Source organism: Kribbella sp. NPDC006257 (genome assembly GCF_040613535.1).
Taxonomy (GTDB): Bacteria; Actinomycetota; Actinomycetes; order Propionibacteriales; family Kribbellaceae; genus Kribbella.
On the sequence record NZ_JBEXSJ010000006.1, the window covers coordinates 199,189 to 218,320 of the forward strand.

Genomic DNA, 19,132 nt, shown 5'->3' on the forward strand with positions numbered 1-19,132 from the left:
GCCAGGGTACCCAGGAACGACACCGACTGGTGTGACCCCGGCTCTACCGCGCGTGGGACCGGATGAGCTCGACGGCGCGGGCGGGGTCCTCCCACCAGAACAGGTGGCCCGCGCCCTCGAAGAGTTCGAGTCTTGCGGCAGGCAGCAGCCGGCTGAGCTGGTGGGCATTCAGCACCGGGATCCCGGCGTCCGCGGTGCCGTGCAGGATCTGGGTCGGCACGGTGATGCTTCCCACCCGGTCAGCAGCGTCGTGCGCGAGTGCTGCCTCCCACTGCAGCAGGATCACCGGGACGGGCACCTTCACGGCGAGGCTGCGACTGCGGTACACCTCGAACGCCCCGGGCACCTGTTCGGCGTACCGGCGGGAGAGGTTGGCCTCGAAGCCGGTCCGGCTCGAGTGTTCCACGTCTCTGGTCGCCCAGGCGTCGACCATTCGCCGCGAGGTCTCCGAGATCAGCCCCTCACTGCCGCCCGCTGTACTAGCACCAATGGTGAGCGTCCTGACCAGCTCTGGGTAGCGCAGGGTCAGCTCCTGCGCCACCATCCCGCCCAGCGAGATGCCGACCACGTGCGCGGACCCCCATCCCGCGGATGCGATCACTGCGGCGGCGTCGTCCGCCAGGTCCGCAGTACTGAACGGTCCCTCGGCCCGGTCACCCCGTCCGATCCCCCGATGGTCGTACGCGACGATGTCGAACTCCCCCTCGAGCCCGCCGAGCAGTTCCTCGCCCCACATCTCGTGATGCCCGGCCATGCCCTGGATCAACAGCAGCGGCGCACCCCGCCCACGTCGTACGTGATCCAGCCTCTTGCCCTCGGTACCGCTCATGAACGCCGTAGTAGTCACGGTCCGAGAGTGCTGGACTCCGCTTGCACTTCACCTGCATCGAGCAACGCGACCATCCCCTGCCAGGACAGCTCTTCTGCCGGAGGCTCACCGAGCGCCTCCGCAACCCACGGCCGCTCCGGCTCGAGCAGACCGGGCGTCCGCAGTCCCAACCGACGTGCATGAGCCTGTACTGCGCCCAGCAGGCGCACCGCGTCTTCAGGCCGGCCCGCTCGATCCAGCGCGAGCGCACCGACTTGCAGAACGTTCAGTGTGTAGGGGTAGTCCTCATGGGCGAGGAACGTGGTCACAGCACTCCGTACTGCGGCCAGCGCCTTCTCCGCCGAGTCGGGAAAGGGAGCCGGGTAGCGGAGATAGACCTCGGCTACTGCGATGTTCAGCCACGCCCTGGCCCAGCCGCGGCTGAACTTGTACTGCAGCGCCTCGACCTGCGCGACCATGCCCGCTTCATCTCCGGTTCGCACGGCCTCCTTCAGCATGGCGACCCCGAGCACCGAGCGAGCAGCTCGCACCATGCTCTCCAGTTCGTCCCGGCCGTGGTGGATGACTTTGCCTGTCACTTCACGAGTCCGCTCGGTCTGACCGGTGACCGCGCAGCCGACGGCCAGGAAGAAGCAGAGTTCCGCGTACTCGATCGGTGTGTGGTCGTCGGCCGAGAGCTCCGCCAGCATCCGGTAGACGGTGTCGATGAGTTCCCGGGCGGCCTCGAGGTCGCCGGCGAAGTAGTTGAGTGCTGTCAGTGAGTTGAGGGCGCGGGCACGGTCGAGCACGGGAGCGTCCGGGGCGGCGGCTAGCGCAGTACGAAGGACTTTTACTGCCTCGCCGTGATGGAGGCTGCGGTAGAGGAAGACGCCGAGGCCGACCGCGCTTTCGAGGGCGGCCGCGGGGTGGTGTTCGAGGTCATGGGCGAAGCCGGCCCTAAAGTTCGGCAGCTCACGGCTCATCATCCGCATGAACGAGCCGGCCTTGCGGCCGCGAACGGCTTCGGTGCACCGGCCGGCCAGTAGGCGGACCCAGCTCGCTTGGCCCTCCGCGGTCGCGGCGGGGTCGCGGTCGAGGCGGCGGCAGTAGGCGCGAATGCTCTCCAGCAACAGGTAGCGCGTCGGCTCGGCGCTGGTGTCCGCGACGACGACGGACCGGGTGACGAGGGCCGACAGCGACTCCAGCACCTCAGGGCCTGCGGAATCCGGGGAGACTGTTTCGGCGGCTTCGAGGGTGAAGCCACCTTCGAAGGCCCACAACCTGAGCAGCAACCGGCGATCCTGGTCGGCCAGCAGGTCGACGCTCCAGCCGATGGCCGCGTCGAGCGTCTCGTGCGCGGCCAGGGATCCGTGCTGCACCTTGCCAAGCAAGGCGAACCGGTCGTCGAGCCGTTCGGCGATCTCGGCGAGGCTGAGCACTCTTGCCCGGGCGGCGGCGAGTTCGATGGCAAGGGGTAGACCGTCGAGCCTGGACGCGATCTGGCGTGCTGCCTTCTCGTCGGTGTCCGTGGGTGCCCAGCCGGGCCGGACCGAGCGCACGCGGTCGGTGAGCAGCGCGACTGCTGTTGCCCAGGGCAATGGTTCGACCGGGACGGTGACCTCGCCCTCGACGCCGAGCGGCTCCCGGCTGGTGACGAGAATCCGCAATCGGGGACAGCGCTGAAGGAGCTGATCAGCCAGCTCAGCCGCTGCCGCGACCACATGCTCGCAGTTATCGAGCACCAGAGTCGCCGGTCCGCCACCGATCGCATCCACCACCGCGGCAGCCGGATCGTCATCAACCACCACCAACCCCATGGCGTCCGCAACAGCAGTCGCCACCTCCCCGAACTCCCGCACATCAGCCAACCGCGCAAACCAAATCTCCTGGCTCGCGCCGGAGGACGAGGCCGCGCCGTGCCGACCCGACCCCGGGGCGCCGGCGGCGTACTCGATTGCCAGCCTTGTCTTTCCTACGCCGGCGGGGCCGATCAGGCTGATCAGGCGTTGTGCTGCGAGGTGCTCTGTCAGGGTTTTGAGGTCGATCTCCCGACCTAGGAACGACGTCAGCGGGCGTCTGATCGGCACGATCTGCGCTGCCAGCTGTGGCGGTTCGGTGAGTAGCAGGCGCGGGTCCTGGGCCAGCACCTGGCGCTCGATCTCGGTGAGTTCAGTGCCTGGATCTACGCCGAGCTCGTCGGCGAGGAGCTTCCTGATGCGACGCAGAGCCGCCAGCGCATCACCTTGCCGATCGCTGCGATAGAGACCTAGCACCAGCAACGCCCACCGATGCTCGCGCAACGGCTGCTCGCGAACCAATTGCTCGAGCTGAACAACAGCCCCGACCGCATCCCCGCTCGCCAACCGAGCCGCCGCAAGATCCTCCGCAGCAGCCTCCCGCAACTCATGGAGCCGCCCGCGCTCAGCAGCGACATACTCATCCGGCAGCTCCGGATACGCCTCGCCCCGCCACAAACCGGTTGCTTCTGTCAACAATCGGCACGCCGGTTCGGCCCGCTCCTTGGCGAGATGCGCACGAGCCTCCTCGACCAGCTCGCTGAACTGCTGCGCGTCGAGCTGATCAAGCGTCAGCCGATATCCGAGCGTGTCGCGCTCCAGCCGGCCGCGATACGGACCCAGGGTTGTGCGAATCCGCGAAACATAAGCCTGCAGGGCAATCGCAGGCTTCGGCGGCGGTGCACTCCCCCACATCGCATCGACGAGCCGATCGTCGGGCACCACTTTCCCGCCCGCCACCGCAAGGGCAGCCAGCAACCGCCGCGGCAACGCGCCGCCGACATCAACCAGGACCCCGTCGACCACAACCTCAACCGGCCCCAGAACCCGGCAAACCAACACCCGCCGAGCATAACCGCGACTAGCGCCAGCGCCAGGTGGGTTGGGGGCGGGTGGTTTGGATGCGGTGTTCCAGGGAGCGGAGAGCTGGACCGGGGTCTATGCCGAGGTCTTCGGCCAAAAGGTGACGAATCCGGAGGAGCTCGCTTCGAGCACGAGCGGGCTGGCCGATCAGGCAGAGACCGGTCGCCAGCAGTTCCCACCGGCGTTCGCGGTACGGCGTCTCCGCGACCGCACCACGCAACGCAGCAATCGCCGTACCAAAGTCCCCAATCACCAACCGCGCGGCCTGCAACTCCTCAACGGCGACCAACCTCAACTCCTCCAACCGCATCCGCGCCAGCGTCACCACCTCCGACGACTCCCCCAGCTCCGGCCAAGGCCGCCCGCGCCACAACCCCAACGCCCCTTCAAAAGCCCGTACTGCGCCCGCCGCGTCCCCGTCTCGCTGACAGCGCAGCCCACGACCGACCGATTCGGCGAACCGATGATGGTCCACCCGCTCGGCCGGAATCGAGATCGCATACCCGCCCGAAGTACGCAGTACGCAATCCGTCCCCAACTTCCCCCGCAGCCGACTCACCGCGACGCGCAACGAATGCGCCACCTGCCCCGGCAACTCGTCGCCCCACACCACCTCGGCCAGCACACCGTCCGCCATCGGTACCCCGGCCGCGGTCGACAACGCAGCCAGCACCCTGCCCGCCACCTGCCCCGCCACCGGAACTTCGACCCCACCGCGATCCACCCGCAACGGCCCCAGCACCCGACACTCGACCAAACCCCTTGTCACCATGCCGGCACCGTCCACCCACCCCCTTGCAATCCCCCTGCATCAAGAAGCGCGCCGCGCCCCCTCAAGCCCCGTGCATCAAGAAGGCCGCCGCACCCCGAGCCCTCAAGCAAATGTTTGAGGATGGGGGTGGCGCGCGGAGCGCGTGCTGGGGGTTGGAAGCGCGTTTACCATCGGTGGATGGAGTGGCTCGTGTTCCTGGTGGGTGGGGGCGGTGCGGCGCTGGCCGGGCGGTATCTGTGGGACCGGCGGGCGGCCCGCAGACTGGATGCTGCCGAGCTGGCCGAGATCCGGAAGGTCGCCGACGAGGACGTCACCCAGTTCGGCGAGGAGCTCAGCCGGCTCGATGTGGTGATCGCCGGCCGGGAGCTCGACGTCGACACCAGGCATGACTACCAGCGCGCCCTCGATGCCTACGAGTCGGCGGGCCGCAAGGTCGCCCACCTGCACGCTGCCGACGCGATCAGCACCGTCGTCGACACCCTCGCCGAGGGCCGGTACGCCGTCGCCTGCGTCCGGGCGCGCGACGCGGGACTCCCGGTGCCGGAACGCCGGTCGCCCTGCTTCTTCAATCCGCAGCACGGCCCGTCGGCCCTGGACATCCAATGGACCCCGGCTCGTGGCGGAACCCGCAGGGTGCCGGCCTGCACGCAATGTGCCGCCCGGGTGAAAGCCGGCGACGAGCCGGCGGTCCGGATCGTGCGGTACCAGGCCCAGTCGGTGCCGTACTGGGAAGCGGGCGCCCTGATCGAGCCGTACAGCCGCGGCTACTTCGGCGGCAGCAGCGCCACCCGCGCCATCGTGATGGAACTGTCGATGGCGATGCGCGGCGAAGGCGGTGGCCGCTGGGGCAACGCCCCGGAGCAGGACAACACCCGCAGCCCGGGCTAGCGGCGCGGCAGCTTCCGGGTGTCGACGAGTTGCTGCGCCACCTCGCGGAGCTTGATGTTGCCGTCCTGCGAATACCGCTTCAGTACTTCGAACGCCCGGTCCTCGTCCAGATCGAAGCGCTCCATCAGGATGCCCATCGCCTGCCCGATCAGCTTGCGGGCATCGACCGCCTGGGCCAGGCTCTCCTCTTCCCGGGCCGTCGACAAGGCCACTGCCGCGTGCCTGGCCAGGATGTGCGCGACCGCCTCGTCGTCCTCGGTGAACGCAGCGGGTGTCGTGCTGTACACACTCAGTACGCCGCCGGTCCGGTCGCCGACCACCAGCGGCAGGTGCAGCACGGAGTGAATGCCCAGTCCGCTGACCAGCTCGGACCAGCGCGGCCACCGGGTGTCGAGCTTCGCGTCACGGACATGCACTATGACGCCGTCGCGGAGCGACTCCATCAGCGGTCCGTCGCCGCCGTCGATCTGGTGCCCGTAGACGGTGGCGACCGCCGGATCGGTGACGGCGGCGATCTCCGGCCGGCCACCGCGCGCCAGGAAGACCACCCCGGCGTAGTTGCAGCTCAGCGCGCGCAGGGCGAACTCCACGACGGCATCCACCGTCTGCTCGACGCCGTCGGAGTCGTGCAGCTCCGTCGCCAGCTGCGCGAACACGTCAGCTGCCGACAACTCCGCGGGGTTGAACGCGTCCGCCTCCAGGTACACCTCGGTACCCGCAGCGCCCGCCTCATTGGTGCGATCCACGCCCATATGATGCACCGTCGGAGCCGCTTCGGCAGTACCCGATGCATAACTTCGGCGTTACTGTTCGCCGTCAGCGCTGACTCAGGAGATGTCGGGTCCGATCGCCGGCGCCCGGCAGCCGAACCAGGCGTCGAGCAGGGCGTCGTCGGTGGCCACGTCAACGTGGTCACCTGCCGTGCACTCCACGATCCGGAGCAGCGCGATCAGACGTCGTGCGACATCAGTCCCCAGCACTGTCAGAGCTCCTCTCCCCACACCTCCTATCGGGGCCCAGCCGCAAACGTTTCACCCACACCCATCAACCCCACGTTAAGAACCTGCCCGTACGCCGTACGGAAACCCGGCGATCAGCATCAGCCGGCGTACGGGAAGGGCCGGTGATCAGCCGCGGCCGACCGCTCTGGCCAGTTCTGCCTTGTTCATCGACGAGCGGCCCTTGATGTTCTTCTGCCGGGCCTCGTTGTAGAGCTGCTCCTTGGTCCGCCCCTGCGAACCGCTGTGCGATCGCAGCCCGCCGCGCCGGCCGGAGGAGATGTCGTGCGTCGAACTGCGACTCGACTCCTTCGCCTCGCCCGCGCGGGCGCGCTCCTTGTTGACCGTCCGGGCGGCGATCTCCTCGGCGACGTCCTCGCTGCGGCCGCGCTCCTTCAGCCCGGCCTTGATGTGCTCGTACTGCCGCTCCCGCTTCTTGTTCGAACCAGCAGGCATGCTCTCTCTCCTTCCGAACTTGCCCGCCCGGTACCCCGTCGCCGAGGCAACAATCCAGCTAGGGAACTCTGGTCAGCCAGTCCTCGGTGCCGAACTTCGTCGCGACCCGGCGCTCCGCCTCGGCGACGGTCCCGGCATCGATCGTGCCGTCGGCGAGGCCGTAGCGGGCGCCGAAGGTGCCGACCAGCCGGTCGATCACGTCCGCGCGTTCGAGACCGGTCTGGCTGCGGAGCGGGTCGACGCGCTTGTTGGCGCTCTTGGTCCCCTTGTCCGACATCTTCTCGCGGCCGATCCGGAGCACCTCGAGCATCTTCGTGGCGTCCATGTCGTACGCCATCGTCACGTGATGCAGCACCGCGCCGCCCGCGAACCGCTTCTGCGCGGCACCGGCGATCTTGCCCGCGGGCGAGGTGATGTCGTTGATCGGCTGGTACGTCGCGGCGATGCCGAGCTCGTTCAGCGCACCGACCACCCAGTCGTCGAGGAACGCGTACGAGTCGACGTACGACAGCCCGGAGACCAGCGACTCCGGGACGTAGAGCGAGTAGGTGATCGTGTTGCCCGGTTCCACGAACATCGCGCCGCCGCCGCTGATCCGGCGTACGACCGTCACGTCGTGCTTCGCGGCGCCGGCCAGATCCACCTCGTTGGCGAGCGACTGGAAGCTGCCGACGATGACCGCGTTCGAGGCCCACTCCCAGATCCGCAGCGTCGGCGCCCGCTCCCCCGACCCGACCTGCTCGGCCAGCACCTCGTCGAGCGCCATCTGCAATGCCGGCTCGCGCGGCACGTCATGCACGTACTCCCACGCATGGTCCGCCCACCCCGTCGCCCCGGTCACAGCACGCCGTACGGCGACCGCCACCGCCTCGGGCGAGAACCCGAGCATCTCGACCCCGTCACCGAGCACACCCCGCACCCGCGCCGCGATCTGCGCCACCGAAGCCCCCACCGGTACGCCGCTCAGCGCCCCGTTGATCCGCTCCAGCGCATCGTCCGGCTCGAGAAAGAAGTCCCCACTGATCCGAGCCCGCCGCACCACCTCGCCGACCACCTCGAGATCAGCAACAACCAACTTCCCACCAGGCACCTTGTATTCACCATGCACACCCCCACCCAACCACCACCTCACCCCAAATCTTCCCCCGCCCATCACGCCCGTTACCCCTGCCACCACGCAGCCATCACATCACCGAAGCCATCCGCCTTCTGACAAACCAGCAACCGACTAGGCGCTGGACCTCGCCCAGTCCATACTCGGCGCGTGCGCGATCGCTTCCTGTCCTTGCCGGTGTGGGCTCTGTTCCTGATCCTCGGTGCTGCGTGGTGTGCCGTGTTCTTCGTGGTGAATCTGATCAGCGGCGATGAGCTGCTGCCGGCGCTCGAGCTCGCGGCGGTCGGCGGGGCGGTTCTTGGCTTGGCCACCAGCACTACCGTGAAGCTCAGCTGGCGGACGCAGCAGCGGGTGCTTGGCGACGTCCAACAGACCGACCGGTCGGCCGCGATCCGGGCGTCGCGTAGCGGACCGGTTCCGACGGACCCTGAGGTACGGAGCGCTGCGCTCGAACTGGCTCAGGGAGACCTGAGGCGGCAGCTCCGCCTGCGGCCCTGGATGGCCGCCGTCTTGGTGCTGCTGGTGATCTCCGAGATCGGCATTGCCTTCACGTCCTCGCCTTGGAGTCTCCTCGTCCTGGCCCCCCTCGTGCCGATCATGGTCTTCCAGCTGTTCGTTTTCCCCCAGCGGCTTCAGGAACGGATCGCGCTGCTGTCCCGATAACGACAGAACGGCCGCAGGGAGGAAACCCTGCGGCCGCTCACAAAACGCAGTACTACTGGATGTCGTCGTCCTGGCCGTCGAGGCTGTCGAGGCCGTCCTTGGCCTTGTCGACGCCCTGGTCGATCTGGTCCCCGTACTTGCCGCCGGTCTTCTCGTCGACCAGGTCGCCGACCTTGTCGAGCCCCTCGCCGATCTTGTCGCCTTGGGAGTCGACCAGACCCTCGGCCTTGTCCTTGATGTTGTCGAACATGTTCATCGGGAGAACCTTTCGGAGTCGGGCCCGGCACGCCTCCGCAGAGTGCCGGTTGTTGCCGATGTCATCTAAGCCTGTTCCTAGCCGACCCACCAGCAGGCCACAAGACTTCGGCCCCGTGTTGGCCGGATGTTCAGCTTGCAGGAAACCCCTCACATCTTCGGGTGGCCATTGCATCCACTGGCCAATCGACCCCACCCTGTGGGAATTGCAGTCCGCCCCGACTGAGGAGATCCATGAGATTCCGCCCTGTCGTGCTTGCCACGTTGTCCTCGCTCGCGCTGACCGCCGCCGCGGCCGGCAGCGCCGTCGCCTCGCTGGCCCCCGACCACCAGCAACCAACTCCCAGCCAGCAGCAACAAGCTCCCCGCCTGGCCGCCGCCACCGACACGGACGGTGACTCGCTGCCGGATGCGTGGGAGACGGGAGGGTACGACGCCAACGGTGACGGCGTCGTCGACGTCAACCTGCCCGGAATGGGCGCATCACCGAACAAGAAGGACCTGTTCGTCGAGATGGACTACATGAGCGGACGCCTCGCCGGCACGGCCGCGTTCGACCGGATCGTCCAGACCTTCGCCACCGCGCCGGTCAGCAACCCCGACGGCAGCACCGGCATCAAGATCCACCTCGACGGCGGGGCGGCGGCCGGTACGGCGTACAACCTCGGCGGCGGTAACCAGGTGCCGTACGACAGCAACCTGCAGCCCGCCGAGTCGCAGACCGATGCGATCAAGAACGCCAACTTCGCCTCGGCCCGCAAGGCCGTCTTCCACTACATGCTCTGGGCCGACGACTATGACAACAGCTGCAGCAGTGGCAACGCCTTCGCGATCCCGAACGACACCTTCATCGTGACGATGGGCCCGAAGTGCGGCTGGACCACCACCGAGAACATGAACGTGGGCACCTTCATCCACGAGCTCGGTCACGACCTCGGCCTCACCCACGGTGGCACCGACAGCGTCAACTACAAGCCGAACTACCTGAGCGTGATGAACTACTCGTTCCAGTTCAACGGCGTACCGCGGACCAGCGGCGCCAACTGGTTCAGCTACTCCAACTTCGCGCCGCCGGCGCTGAACGAGCGGAGCCTGAACGAGTCGGTCGGCCTGAACACCAGCCAGGCCTCGACCTGGAAGACGTCCTGGAAATGCCCCAACGGCACGACCCGTACGTCGGGCGCGGCCAACGCCGGCATCGACTGGAACTGTGACGGTGACACCGCGGACATCGCCAACACCAGCATCAACGGCGACAACACCAGGACGACCCTCACCGCGCAGAACAACTGGGCCAACATCCGCTTCGGCGGCGGCGATGTCGGCGGCGCCGGCAGCAGCATCCAGTCCAAGACCGCCACCCACGAACTCCACGAGATGACGATCCAGGAATACAAGAAGCTCAACCACCGCTAACAGTTGCCGAGGGCCCCGATCACAAAGGTCGGGGCCCTCGGCAACTTCAGCTGGTGCGACCCGGGCAGATCGCGGCGCGATCCTTCGGCACCGTCTTCAGGATGGACTGCGCGCGCTGCCGGCCGAAGTTCCATTCGAGCCAGTCGTCGTCGCTGACGTCGTAACCCTGGAGTGCGCAGCCGGCCACGTCCGCGGGCAGGGTGTTGAGGACCGGTACGGCGTCGTCGGAAAGATCCTGCAGGAACTGCCAATCCACCTTGCCGGTCTTGGTGTACCGGTCGACGTTGTGCTGGGCGATCCAGGCGTCCGGGTTGATTGCCGCCAGCCCCAAGAGGAGACCGGCGCCGCTGAGTAGCGCGGCGCGGGGCAACCAGGTCGCCCGCAAGGTCAGGCCCGTCAGGATGACGCCGACCACCAGCAGTCCCAGCCAGCCCTCGAAGACGTCGACCAGCAGACGCAGCTGGGTGAAACCGTAGGCCTCCTGGTAAACGTGCATCCGGTAGAGAGCGGAAGCAACCACTACCAGAGTCAGCACGCACAGCAGGCCAAGTGATCCGCGCAACCAGGCCACGTCCGAGCCCGTACTACGAGGAGCTTTGCGGGCAGCCGCCCAGACCACTAGGAGTGTCAGTGCCGTGGCTACCGTGAGCTGGCCGAAGCCCTGATGGACGTACTCCGCGTAAGTCAGCCCGGTGATCTTCTGGAGATACGCGTGGCCGCCGAAGATCGCAGTTGCCTGTGCAGCAAGGAAGACCAGGAAGACGGCGTCGACGAGCAGTACGGGCGCCAGCCATTCGTACCGGCGCGCCACCGGCCGCGTCGTACCGGCGGCCGGCTCGGCATTCGGCGGGTTCAGCGCGAGGTAGGTCGCCGCCAGCACGACTCCCCCGAACGCGACGGTGATGAACGCCCGGAGTACGAAGGTGTCGAGGTTGAGATCCGGGACGATCGCGCCTGCCCACTTGGCGAAGACCGCGTCGGCGGAGGCGAACAGCAGGCCGAAGACCAGGACTCCCAGCGCCGACAACACGATCGTGCGCACCGCTGCCGCACTGGACTTCAGGCCCGTGACGGCCTGCAGCGAACGCCCGAGCCAGGGAAGGCCACGCAGCGCGGCGAGCGGCCAGGAGATGCCGGCCAGCACGAAGGCGGGCACCGTGCGGCCGTTCACCAGTGCGGCCATGCAGACCGCGATCCCCGCCAGCACGCACAGGATCGCAATCCACTCGGCGTCCCGGACGGCGGTGACTGCCGCCAGGAGTACACAGAGGACGGCACAGGCTTGGGTGAAGCGGGACCGGATGTTCACGCTGAAGCGCATGATCACGCCGCCCGCCGCGATCAGCACGACGGCCGTTCCGATCCCCATGTCGCGGAACGGGAAGACGATCGCGGCCAGCAGTCCGACCGCCAGGCAGTAGAGCACCGCGCGCAGGTTGGCGGGGACCTTGGCGTCGGGCCAGAAGTTGCCGAAGACCTGGTCCATTCCCGACTCGGGCACCTTGGCCGCAACAGGTGCCACGACCGGCGCCTTGGGTGGGGCTGGGCTTTCCGGCTTCGTCATTGAGGGCTCCTCAGCTTTTTTGGGGACGGGCTCGAACGGAAGGTCGACCCGGACCAGCGCACCGGCAGGACCGGTACTGCGCGGCTCGGGCTCGACGAAGTGGATGGTGCCGCCGTGCAGATCGGTGACCCAGCGGGCGATCGCGAGACCGAGACCGGTCCCGCCGCCGCCTTCGGCCTCACCGAGCGTCCCGAACCGCTCGAAGACCCGGTCCCGATCGGCGGCCGGGATCCCCGGCCCCTCGTCGGCGACCTCGAGTCGCCAACCGGTCGCGGTCGCGGCGGCGGTGATCCGGACGACCCCGTGGGCGGGGCTGTGCCGGGACGCGTTGTCGAGCAGGTTGGCGACCAACTGGTGAAGCCGGGCCGGGTCGGCGGCGACGGTGAGAGTCGGGGGCGTGACGCGTACGTCGTACTGGACCTCGCGGCCGATCACCTCGGCCTCGGCGACCGCGCGCTCCAGCAGGTCCGCGATCGGTACCTGGGTAGTGGAGAGTCGTGCCTCGCCGGCGTCGACCCGGGCGAGGTCGAGCAGGTCGGAGGCGAGAGCCGAGAGGCGCTCGGCCTGGTCGAGGGCGGTTCGCAGCGTCACCGGGTCCGGCTCGGCTACGCCGTCGACGAGGTTCTCGAGTACTGCGCACAGGGCCGCCAGTGGAGTCCGGAGCTCGTGGCTCACGTTCGCCACCAGTTCACGGCGCTGGCGATCGACGGCGGCCAGGTCCTCGGCCATCCGGTTGAAGGCGCGGGCCAGCTCACCGACCTCGTCGCTCGAGGTGGCGGTGACGCGGCCGGAGTACCCGCCGCGGGCCATCACGCGGGCGGCTGCGGTCATCTCGCGCAACGGCGACGTCATTCCGACGGCAAGCAGTTGGGTGACGCCGAGGGCGAGGGCAACGGTGACCGGGATGCTCATCCAGACCGGCACACTGCCCGTGGCGCCAACCGCAGCGAGGATCGACGCCACGGTGACGCTCACCGCGACGAGCAGGCCGAGCTTCACCTTGACCGAGCGAACCTGGTCCAGCAGTGGCCTACTCATGAGGCGTCTCGAGCGCGTAGCCGACACCGTGCACAGTGCGCACCCGGCCGGTGCCGATCTTGGCGCGCAACGCCTTCACATGGCTGTCCACCGTGCGGGTCCCGGAAGCACCCGGCCAGCCCCAGACCTCGGCGTACAGATGTTCTCTGCTGAGCACGACGCCGGGGCTGGCCGCGAGACAGAGCAGGAGGTCGAATTCGGTGGGCGTCAGGTGCACCTCGCTGCCGCTGACCCAGACGCGGCGGGCTGCCGGATCGATCCGCAGGTCGCCCAGATCGCTGTTGGTCCGCTCGGCCAGCTCGGCCGCTCGATCGACCCGCCGCAGCAGCGCACCGACCCGGGCCACCAACTCGCGCATCCGGAACGGCTTGGTGAGGTAGTCGTCGGCACCGACGCCGAGCCCGACCAGGATGTCCGCCTCGTCGTCCCGCGCGGTCAGCATCAGCACCGGAACGGGCCGGTCGGCCTGGATCCGCCGGCACACCTCGTGACCGTCGAACCCGGGCAGCATCACGTCCAGCACCACCAGGTCGGGCACGGCCTCGGCGAACACCTTCACCGCTCCCGGGCCGTCCCACGCCTGGACTACGTCGTACCCCGAACCCCGTAGCCGATCAGTGACCGCCTGATTGATCACCGGCTCGTCCTCGACGACGAGGACCTTCCGCTCGACACCCATGCCCTGACACTAGAAGCCCCAACAGCCAGGAACAGCGGACGACTCGTGAAGGTTCTGTGCAGGTCTCAGCGTTCCTCGGCCACGGCCCGACCGGAGACCGCCTGCCGTTTGACCCCGAGGGCGGTCGATACCCCCGGCAGGCTGGACAGCAGCCAGGCGAGCAACGCCGAGAGCAGCAGGGCGGTCGGCATCAGTACGGCGTACTTCGCTGCTATCCCCGCGTCCCAGCGGACGACGTAGTACGCGATGAGCAGGATCACCGGCTGGTGGATCAGGAAGAACGGCATCGCCGCCCGGGCGACCGGCGCGGGCAAGGGTCGCTGGAACGCGGGCGCGCGCATCCCGAACCCCAGTACGCCGACCAGCCAGCCCCAGACGGCGAAGGTGATCAACATGAAGTACCACAGGTAGGGCCACGAGTAGCCCGGGTTCTCCCACCACTTGTCGAGGAAATCCATGATCCCGGTGGCCAGCCCGAGCAGGAACGCCCCCAGTCCCAGGGCCAGCCCGGGGACGGCGTTTCGCCGTACGGTCGCGATCAGCCGCTGGTCGGACAGGATCAGGAACCCCACCACGAAGAAGTCGAAGAAGAACACGAATTCGCCCCAGCCGTGGTCGGGACCGGGCGCGGCCTGGAACACCAGATGCACCGGCACCAGTGGCACCGCGAGCAGGAGGATACGCCCGCGTCGTACGCAACGCTCCGCGATCCAGTCCACCAGGCGCCGGCCTCGTGGACCGCGGAGCCAAAGGAACACCGGCAGGCCGAGGAACGCGAACTGCAGGAGATAGACGAGGAACCACAGGTGGTAGGTGTCACGCAGCCACAGCGGCGGATCACCACGCAGATCACTGAAGAACGTCAGCACGTCACCCATGAACGAGTCCTGGGAGCGACCTTTGTGATGTTCCTCGAGGAAGTACTGCGGCGGCGACAACAAGACGTACGCGACGACCAGCGGCACGAGCAACCTGAGCAACCGCTCCCGCACGAAGCCCCTCGCGGTCCGCCAGCGCAAGGCCAGCCAGGCACCGGCCCCGGAGATCAGGAAGAAGAAGGCCAAGCCCCACAATCCGAGGAACGCGATCGCCACCGAGATGCCCTCGCTCGTCTGGGCGTTCTTGATGTGCCAGTCGCCATCGTCGAACGGGCGCAGGGTGTGGAACAAGAACACGCCGCCGACGGCGATCACCCGCAGCCAGTCCAGAAACCAGACCCGTCCCTCATCAGCCATGCGGTAAGGATCGGGCCTGGACCGGGTCAGCTCAATGGGCTACTCGTGCTGGACGGCCGTCGTCCGGGCGAAGGCGGCGAGCGGTTCGCGACCGGCCGGCTGCGTCGGAGGCGGCAGCATCGGCTTGCGGGTGCGCAGCTTGCGAGTGATCGGCTCACGAGCCTTGACCAGCAGCTTCTCCCCCGCGTGGAAGACGGTGACGGTCGCATCAGGACCGTCGTGTACGTCGTACGTCACCTCGTCGGTGCCGATCTCGACCCGCAGCCGGACGCCCCGCCAGCGGACGGTGAACGTCAGTCCGGTCAGCCCCCGCGGCAGCGCAGGATCGAAGCAGAGCCCCGACTCGCGCTCCCGCATGCCGCCGAAGCCGGCAACCAAGGCCGTCCAGGCACCGGCCAAGGACGCCATGTGCAGACCGTCGGCCGTGTTGTCGTGCAGGTCGAGCAGGTCGATCAGCGCGGCCTCGTAGGCGTAGTCGTAGGCGAGGTCCAGGTGCCCGACCTCCGCGGCGGTGACGGCCTGCACGCACGCCGACAGGGACGAATCGCGCACCGTGATCCGCTCGTAGTAGTCGACGTTGCGCGCCTTCTGCTCGGAGGTGAACTCGTCACCACACCAGTACATCGCCAGCATCAGGTCTGCCTGCTTGACGACCTGCTTGCGATACAACTCGAAGTACGGCGCGTGCAGCAGCAGCGGATACTTGCCGCGCGAGGCCTCGAAGTCCCACTCCGCATACCCGGTGAAGCCCTCCGCCTGCGGGTGGACGCCGAGCTCCTCGTCGTACGGGACGTAGACCGCGGCGGCGGCATCGCGCCAGGTCGCCTCCTCCTCCAAGGTCACCCCGAGCCGGCGGGCGTCGTCGGTGAACCGGGCGGCCATCTTCGCCGCGGTCCGCAGGTTCCGGGCGGCCATCAGGTTGGTGAAGACGTTGTCGTCGGCAACGGCGCTGTACTCGTCGGGCCCGGTCACTCCGGCGAGGTGCCACTTCCCGCGCCGGTCGTGGTTGCCCAGCGAGATCCAGAGCCGGGCGGTCTCGACCAGAAGCTCCAGACCGCATTCCTTGATGAAGGCATCGTCACCGGTGGCGTTGTGATAGCGATCGATCGCCGCGGCGATGTCGGCATCCAGATGGAACGCGGCGGTACCGGCCGGCCAGTACCCCGAGCACTCCTGACCGCGGATCGTCCGCCAGGGAAAGGCCGCACCCTTCAGACCGAGTTCGGCCGCCCGATCCTTTGCCAGCTGCAACGTCGTATGCCGCCAGCGCAGCGCGTCGGCGGCCGCATCGGGCACGGTCAGGGTCAGGGCCGGCAGCACGAATCCCTCGGTGTCCCAGAACGTGTGACCGTCGTACCCCGCACCGGTCAGCCCCTTCGACGGAATGCCGCGCCGCTCGGCCCGCGCACCCGACTGCAGGACATGGAACAAGGCGAACCGGACAGCCTGCTGAAGTTCAGGATTCCCCTCGACCTTCACGTCGGCCGCGTCCCAGAAGTCGTCCAGGTAGGTCCGCTGCTGCTCGACCAGCCCTTCCCAGCCGGAGAACTTCGCCGCCGCGAGCGCCGCCGAGACCTGGTCGGTGACCGCTGTGTCCGACCGCAGACTCGACCAGCCGTAGGCGATGAACTTCACCACCCGCAGGGTCTCCCCCGGCTGCAGCTCACAGATGATCGTGTTCCGCCCCCAGTCCTCCCGTACGTCGACGTCCTGCTCGACCCGGGTCGAACACTCGACCTCGTGCGCCATTCCCGCGGCCATCAGCAACCCGCTCGCCCGGGTCCGGTGCGCAAGGATGACTTCCTCGGAATCGGCGTCCTGCGAGACGGCCTGCAGCGGGTTCTCCAGTACTGCGGAGACGCGCGGGTCCTCGGAGAGCTTGGGCTGGGTTTCGTTCGCTACGAGCTCGGACTGCACGACCAACCGGATCGGTTCGTCGACCGCCTCTACGACGTACTCGATGGCGGCGACCGCGCGCTGGGTTAGTGAAACCAGGCGCTTCGACCGGACTTTGACCCGCTTACCACCAGGGGCGGTCCAGTCGAGTTCGCGGTGCAGGATCCCGCCCTGGAAATCCAGCCGGCGCTCGTGCGCATGCAGTTCGCCGTACCGGACGTCGAGGGGCGAATCGTCCACCAGCAGGCGGATCAGCTTGCCGTTGGTCACGTCGACGAGCGTCTGGCCGGACTCGGGATAGCCGTAGCCGGCTTCGGCGTACGGCAGTGGACGCCGCTCGTAGAAGGAGTTCAGGTAGGTGCCGGGGATGCCGTACGGCTCGCCCTCGTCGAGGTTGCCGCGCAGGCCGATATGGCCGTTGGAGAGCGCGAACAGAGACTCCGACTGGGCCAGTTCGTCGAGCGGCAGCTCGGTCTCGCGCAGCTGCCAGGGTTCGATCGGGCGCGTTCCACGGTCGATCACCGGGCCTCCCCCTGCCCGATCAGCTCGGCCAGATCGGTGACCACCACGTCGGCGCCGTGCTTCGTCAGCTCGTCGGCTTGGCCGACCCGGTCGACACCGACGACGTACCCGAACCTGCCCGCGCGACCAGCCTGTACGCCGGCCAGGGCGTCCTCGAAGACCACCGCCTCGGACGGTTCGACGCCGCACCACTTCGCTGCGGCGAGGAACGTGTCCGGGGCCGGTTTGCCGCGCAGGTGCTCCTCCTGGATGGTGACGCCGTCGACACGGTGTTCCACCAAGGGCGCCAGGCCGGTCACCTCCAGCACCTCGCGGGTGTTCGCGCTCGACGAGACCACGACCCGCCGGAGCCCCGCCTGCTTGGCTGCCTCGAGATAGCGCCTGGAGCCCTCGAACACCTTGACGCCGTCGGTGTGGATGCGCCGGAGTACGGCCTCGTTCTTCTTGTTGCCGAGACCGTTGATCGTCCGCGCGCCCGGCTCGTCGTCCGGTGCCCCTTCGGGCAGCTCGATCCCGCGCGACTGGAGGAAGTCGCGGACCCCGTCGGTCCGCGGCTTCCCGTCGACGTACTCGTCGTACTCCGCGTGCGCGTCGAACGGCACGAACTCGGTGCCGGCCCGCTCGGCCTCGGCCCGCAGAAAGTCGTCGAACATCTCTTTCCACGCCGCCGCATGCACCGCGGCCGTATCGGTCAGCACCCCGTCGAGATCGAAGAGACACGCACGAACCTGCGCCGGCAGACCCAGCATCACTCGTCCACTGTTCACGCTTTTCACCGTAACCCAGCCCCCCGAAACCCCCCGGGAAGCGTCGCCGACAGGTAACCCGAAACCCTCAGCGCCGAGCCGCCAACAACCGCGCAACCCCGAAACTCATACCGGCCAGAGCCACGGCCACAACCAGACCGAGCCAGAACCCGATCACCACGAAATACACCGCCGCCATGCACCAGCCAGCGAGCTGAACGACGAAGACGGGAGCCATGTATTTGGTGGCCAGCTGCGGTTGGCCGTCGCGCCAGACTCCTGCTCGCCGCATCCGCAGCAGAACCACTACGCGGGTGCACCACCCCGCGGCGAACACAGCCAGCAGCGCCATCGCAGGCCAGATCCGCGCTATTCCAAGTCCCACCGCGAGGCCCAGGTACACCGCCGCCATCCCCGAGGTCACCACCAGTCGCGTCACCGGTCTCACCCCACTACATCAGTCGAGGTGGAAGCCTAGGACTCTGGCGGCGGTGGTGGGAACGGGGTCGTTCCAGCGGGTCTGCAGGGTTTCGATGGTGGTGAAGGAACGCGGCTCGGCCTTGTCGACGTAGATGGTGCCGCGCAGGTGGTCGGTCTCGTGCTGGAAGATCCGCGCCTGCCAACCGCTGAACGTCCTGCGCTGCGTGTTGCCGGCAACGTCGGTGTAGGTGGTGTGCAGGTTCAGGTAGCGATTGACGACGCCTGCCCAGCCAGGCATGCTCAGGCAGCCCTCGTAGAACCCCCTCCGCTGAGCTCCGTGCGGCCTGTACTCCGGATTGATCGCAGCGAAGAACTCCAGCGGATACCGCTGCCGAGCCTCCGCCACCTCGTCCGACACCGGCGCCGGATCCTCCAGCACCGCGATCTGCACCGACACCCCGACCTGCGGCGCCGCCAACCCAACACCAGGCGCAGCCTTGTTCGTCCGCCTCAGCAACTCCACAAACGCCACCAACACCGAGTCGTCCACCTGCCCATCAAACCGCTCGGCAGGCTGCCGCAGCACGGCCTCCCCCAACGACACGATCGGCGCAGTCCCGTCCTGATACTTCTCGACAAGCTCCCTGATCCGATCCCCGACCACAAACCCACCTCTCACCGTCCGCCGACCCGCAGTCCCCGTCCCAACCAACGGAACCGCAGCCACACCCGCCAACCACCTCCGCCTACTAACCCGCACCGGCATCACATCCACTCTGTAGC

The 19,132-nt window shown here is 68.0% G+C and carries 18 protein-coding genes; 3 read left to right on the forward strand and 15 right to left on the reverse strand.

Annotated elements, in window-relative coordinates:
• Window positions 1-43 precede the first annotated feature (43 nt).
• Genes ABZ004_RS10205 through ABZ004_RS10215 form a run of 3 tightly spaced genes read right to left on the reverse strand, consistent with a single transcriptional unit; the run spans window position 44 to window position 4,459 of the window.
• A complete protein-coding gene (locus tag ABZ004_RS10205; protein ID WP_355679466.1) occupies window positions 44-847 on the reverse strand; it encodes an alpha/beta fold hydrolase in 804 nt (267 codons plus the stop codon).
• Window positions 844-3,666 (reverse strand): BTAD domain-containing putative transcriptional regulator, encoded by a 2,823-nt coding sequence (locus ABZ004_RS10210; RefSeq protein ID WP_355679467.1) that lies wholly within the window; start codon window positions 3,664-3,666, stop codon window positions 844-846. Before ABZ004_RS10210 ends, ABZ004_RS10205 begins: the two co-directional genes overlap by 4 nt.
• Before the next feature lie 19 nt (window positions 3,667-3,685).
• Window positions 3,686-4,459, reverse strand: coding sequence for a BTAD domain-containing putative transcriptional regulator (locus ABZ004_RS10215; RefSeq protein WP_355679468.1), 774 nt, complete (start codon window positions 4,457-4,459; stop codon window positions 3,686-3,688).
• A 177-nt stretch (window positions 4,460-4,636) separates the two neighbouring features.
• Here ABZ004_RS10215 and ABZ004_RS10220 point away from each other — a divergent pair, with 177 nt between their 5' ends.
• Window positions 4,637-5,347, forward strand: a complete 711-nt coding sequence (locus ABZ004_RS10220; RefSeq protein WP_355679469.1) for a hypothetical protein — start codon at window positions 4,637-4,639, stop codon at window positions 5,345-5,347.
• Here ABZ004_RS10220 and ABZ004_RS10225 read toward each other — a convergent pair.
• The 4 genes from ABZ004_RS10225 to ABZ004_RS10240 form a co-directional block, all read right to left on the reverse strand.
• Window positions 5,344-6,048 carry a GAF and ANTAR domain-containing protein gene (locus ABZ004_RS10225; protein WP_355679527.1) on the reverse strand — a complete coding sequence of 235 codons (705 nt, stop codon included), beginning with the start codon at window positions 6,046-6,048 and terminating at the stop codon, window positions 5,344-5,346. The two genes, ABZ004_RS10220 and ABZ004_RS10225, sit on opposite strands and share 4 nt — an antisense overlap.
• Window positions 6,049-6,174: 126 nt before the next feature.
• On the reverse strand, window positions 6,175-6,327 hold the full coding sequence (locus ABZ004_RS10230) for a hypothetical protein (protein WP_355679470.1): 153 nt from the start codon (window positions 6,325-6,327) through the stop codon (window positions 6,175-6,177).
• A gap of 147 nt (window positions 6,328-6,474) precedes the next feature.
• On the reverse strand, window positions 6,475-6,801 hold the full coding sequence (locus ABZ004_RS10235; RefSeq protein ID WP_355679471.1) for a plasmid stabilization protein: 327 nt from the start codon (window positions 6,799-6,801) through the stop codon (window positions 6,475-6,477).
• Window positions 6,802-6,859: 58 nt separating this feature from the next.
• A complete protein-coding gene (locus ABZ004_RS10240; RefSeq protein ID WP_355679472.1) occupies window positions 6,860-7,909 on the reverse strand; it encodes a biotin/lipoate A/B protein ligase family protein in 1,050 nt (349 codons plus the stop codon).
• Between the two features lie 156 nt (window positions 7,910-8,065).
• Here ABZ004_RS10240 and ABZ004_RS10245 point away from each other — a divergent pair, with 156 nt between their 5' ends.
• Window positions 8,066-8,578, forward strand: coding sequence for a hypothetical protein (locus tag ABZ004_RS10245; RefSeq protein WP_355679473.1), 513 nt, complete (start codon window positions 8,066-8,068; stop codon window positions 8,576-8,578).
• Between the two features lie 52 nt (window positions 8,579-8,630).
• On the opposite strand, the gene ABZ004_RS10250 is transcribed toward ABZ004_RS10245, so the two are convergent.
• Window positions 8,631-8,834: an antitoxin gene (locus ABZ004_RS10250; protein WP_355679474.1), complete on the reverse strand. Its 204-nt coding sequence runs from the start codon at window positions 8,832-8,834 to the stop codon at window positions 8,631-8,633.
• Window positions 8,835-9,067: 233 nt separating this feature from the next.
• Between ABZ004_RS10250 and ABZ004_RS10255 the strand changes: the two genes are divergently transcribed.
• Window positions 9,068-10,249, forward strand: coding sequence for a hypothetical protein (locus ABZ004_RS10255; protein ID WP_355679475.1), 1,182 nt, complete (start codon window positions 9,068-9,070; stop codon window positions 10,247-10,249).
• Between the two features lie 46 nt (window positions 10,250-10,295).
• Here the strand turns inward: ABZ004_RS10255 and ABZ004_RS10260 are convergent, their stop codons facing one another.
• The 7 genes from ABZ004_RS10260 to ABZ004_RS10290 all read right to left on the reverse strand — a co-directional run bounded on the left by ABZ004_RS10260 (window position 10,296) and on the right by ABZ004_RS10290 (window position 19,013).
• On the reverse strand, window positions 10,296-12,851 hold the full coding sequence (locus ABZ004_RS10260) for a DUF4153 domain-containing protein (protein ID WP_355679476.1): 2,556 nt from the start codon (window positions 12,849-12,851) through the stop codon (window positions 10,296-10,298).
• Complete coding sequence (locus ABZ004_RS10265) at window positions 12,844-13,530, reverse strand: response regulator transcription factor (RefSeq protein ID WP_355679477.1); 687 nt, start codon at window positions 13,528-13,530, stop codon at window positions 12,844-12,846. The genes ABZ004_RS10260 and ABZ004_RS10265 overlap by 8 nt, the downstream gene beginning before the upstream one ends.
• 65 nt (window positions 13,531-13,595) lie before the next feature.
• A complete protein-coding gene (locus ABZ004_RS10270) occupies window positions 13,596-14,765 on the reverse strand; it encodes an acyltransferase family protein (RefSeq protein WP_355679478.1) in 1,170 nt (389 codons plus the stop codon).
• Window positions 14,766-14,804: 39 nt separating this feature from the next.
• Window positions 14,805-17,183 carry a glycoside hydrolase family 65 protein gene (locus ABZ004_RS10275; protein WP_355679479.1) on the reverse strand — a complete coding sequence of 793 codons (2,379 nt, stop codon included), beginning with the start codon at window positions 17,181-17,183 and terminating at the stop codon, window positions 14,805-14,807.
• Entirely contained in the window at window positions 17,180-17,932 is a 753-nt protein-coding gene (locus ABZ004_RS10280; RefSeq protein ID WP_355679528.1) for a beta-phosphoglucomutase family hydrolase, read from the reverse strand. The genes ABZ004_RS10275 and ABZ004_RS10280 overlap by 4 nt, the downstream gene beginning before the upstream one ends.
• An 85-nt stretch (window positions 17,933-18,017) precedes the next feature.
• Window positions 18,018-18,368, reverse strand: coding sequence for a hypothetical protein (locus tag ABZ004_RS10285; protein ID WP_355679480.1), 351 nt, complete (start codon window positions 18,366-18,368; stop codon window positions 18,018-18,020).
• 18 nt (window positions 18,369-18,386) lie between these two features.
• Entirely contained in the window at window positions 18,387-19,013 is a 627-nt protein-coding gene (locus ABZ004_RS10290) for a peptide deformylase (RefSeq protein ID WP_355679481.1), read from the reverse strand.
• Window positions 19,014-19,132: the final 119 nt, after the last annotated feature.

What these genes read in the sequence shown, in the direction of transcription:
- ABZ004_RS10265 (WP_355679477.1), bottom strand. Translation starts at nt 13,530, where the DNA reads ATGGGTGTCGAGCGGAAGGTCCTCGTCGTCGAGGACGAGCCGGTGATC.
- ABZ004_RS10235 (WP_355679471.1), bottom strand. Translation starts at nt 6,801, where the DNA reads ATGCCTGCTGGTTCGAACAAGAAGCGGGAGCGGCAGTACGAGCACATC.
- ABZ004_RS10260 (WP_355679476.1), bottom strand. Translation starts at nt 12,851, where the DNA reads ATGAGTAGGCCACTGCTGGACCAGGTTCGCTCGGTCAAGGTGAAGCTC.
- ABZ004_RS10280 (WP_355679528.1), bottom strand. Translation starts at nt 17,932, where the DNA reads ATGCTGGGTCTGCCGGCGCAGGTTCGTGCGTGTCTCTTCGATCTCGAC.
- ABZ004_RS10250 (WP_355679474.1), bottom strand. Translation starts at nt 8,834, where the DNA reads ATGAACATGTTCGACAACATCAAGGACAAGGCCGAGGGTCTGGTCGAC.
- ABZ004_RS10220 (WP_355679469.1), top strand. Translation starts at nt 4,637, where the DNA reads ATGGAGTGGCTCGTGTTCCTGGTGGGTGGGGGCGGTGCGGCGCTGGCC.
- ABZ004_RS10215 (WP_355679468.1), bottom strand. Translation starts at nt 4,459, where the DNA reads ATGGTGACAAGGGGTTTGGTCGAGTGTCGGGTGCTGGGGCCGTTGCGG.
- ABZ004_RS10270 (WP_355679478.1), bottom strand. Translation starts at nt 14,765, where the DNA reads ATGGCTGATGAGGGACGGGTCTGGTTTCTGGACTGGCTGCGGGTGATC.
- ABZ004_RS10255 (WP_355679475.1), top strand. Translation starts at nt 9,068, where the DNA reads ATGAGATTCCGCCCTGTCGTGCTTGCCACGTTGTCCTCGCTCGCGCTG.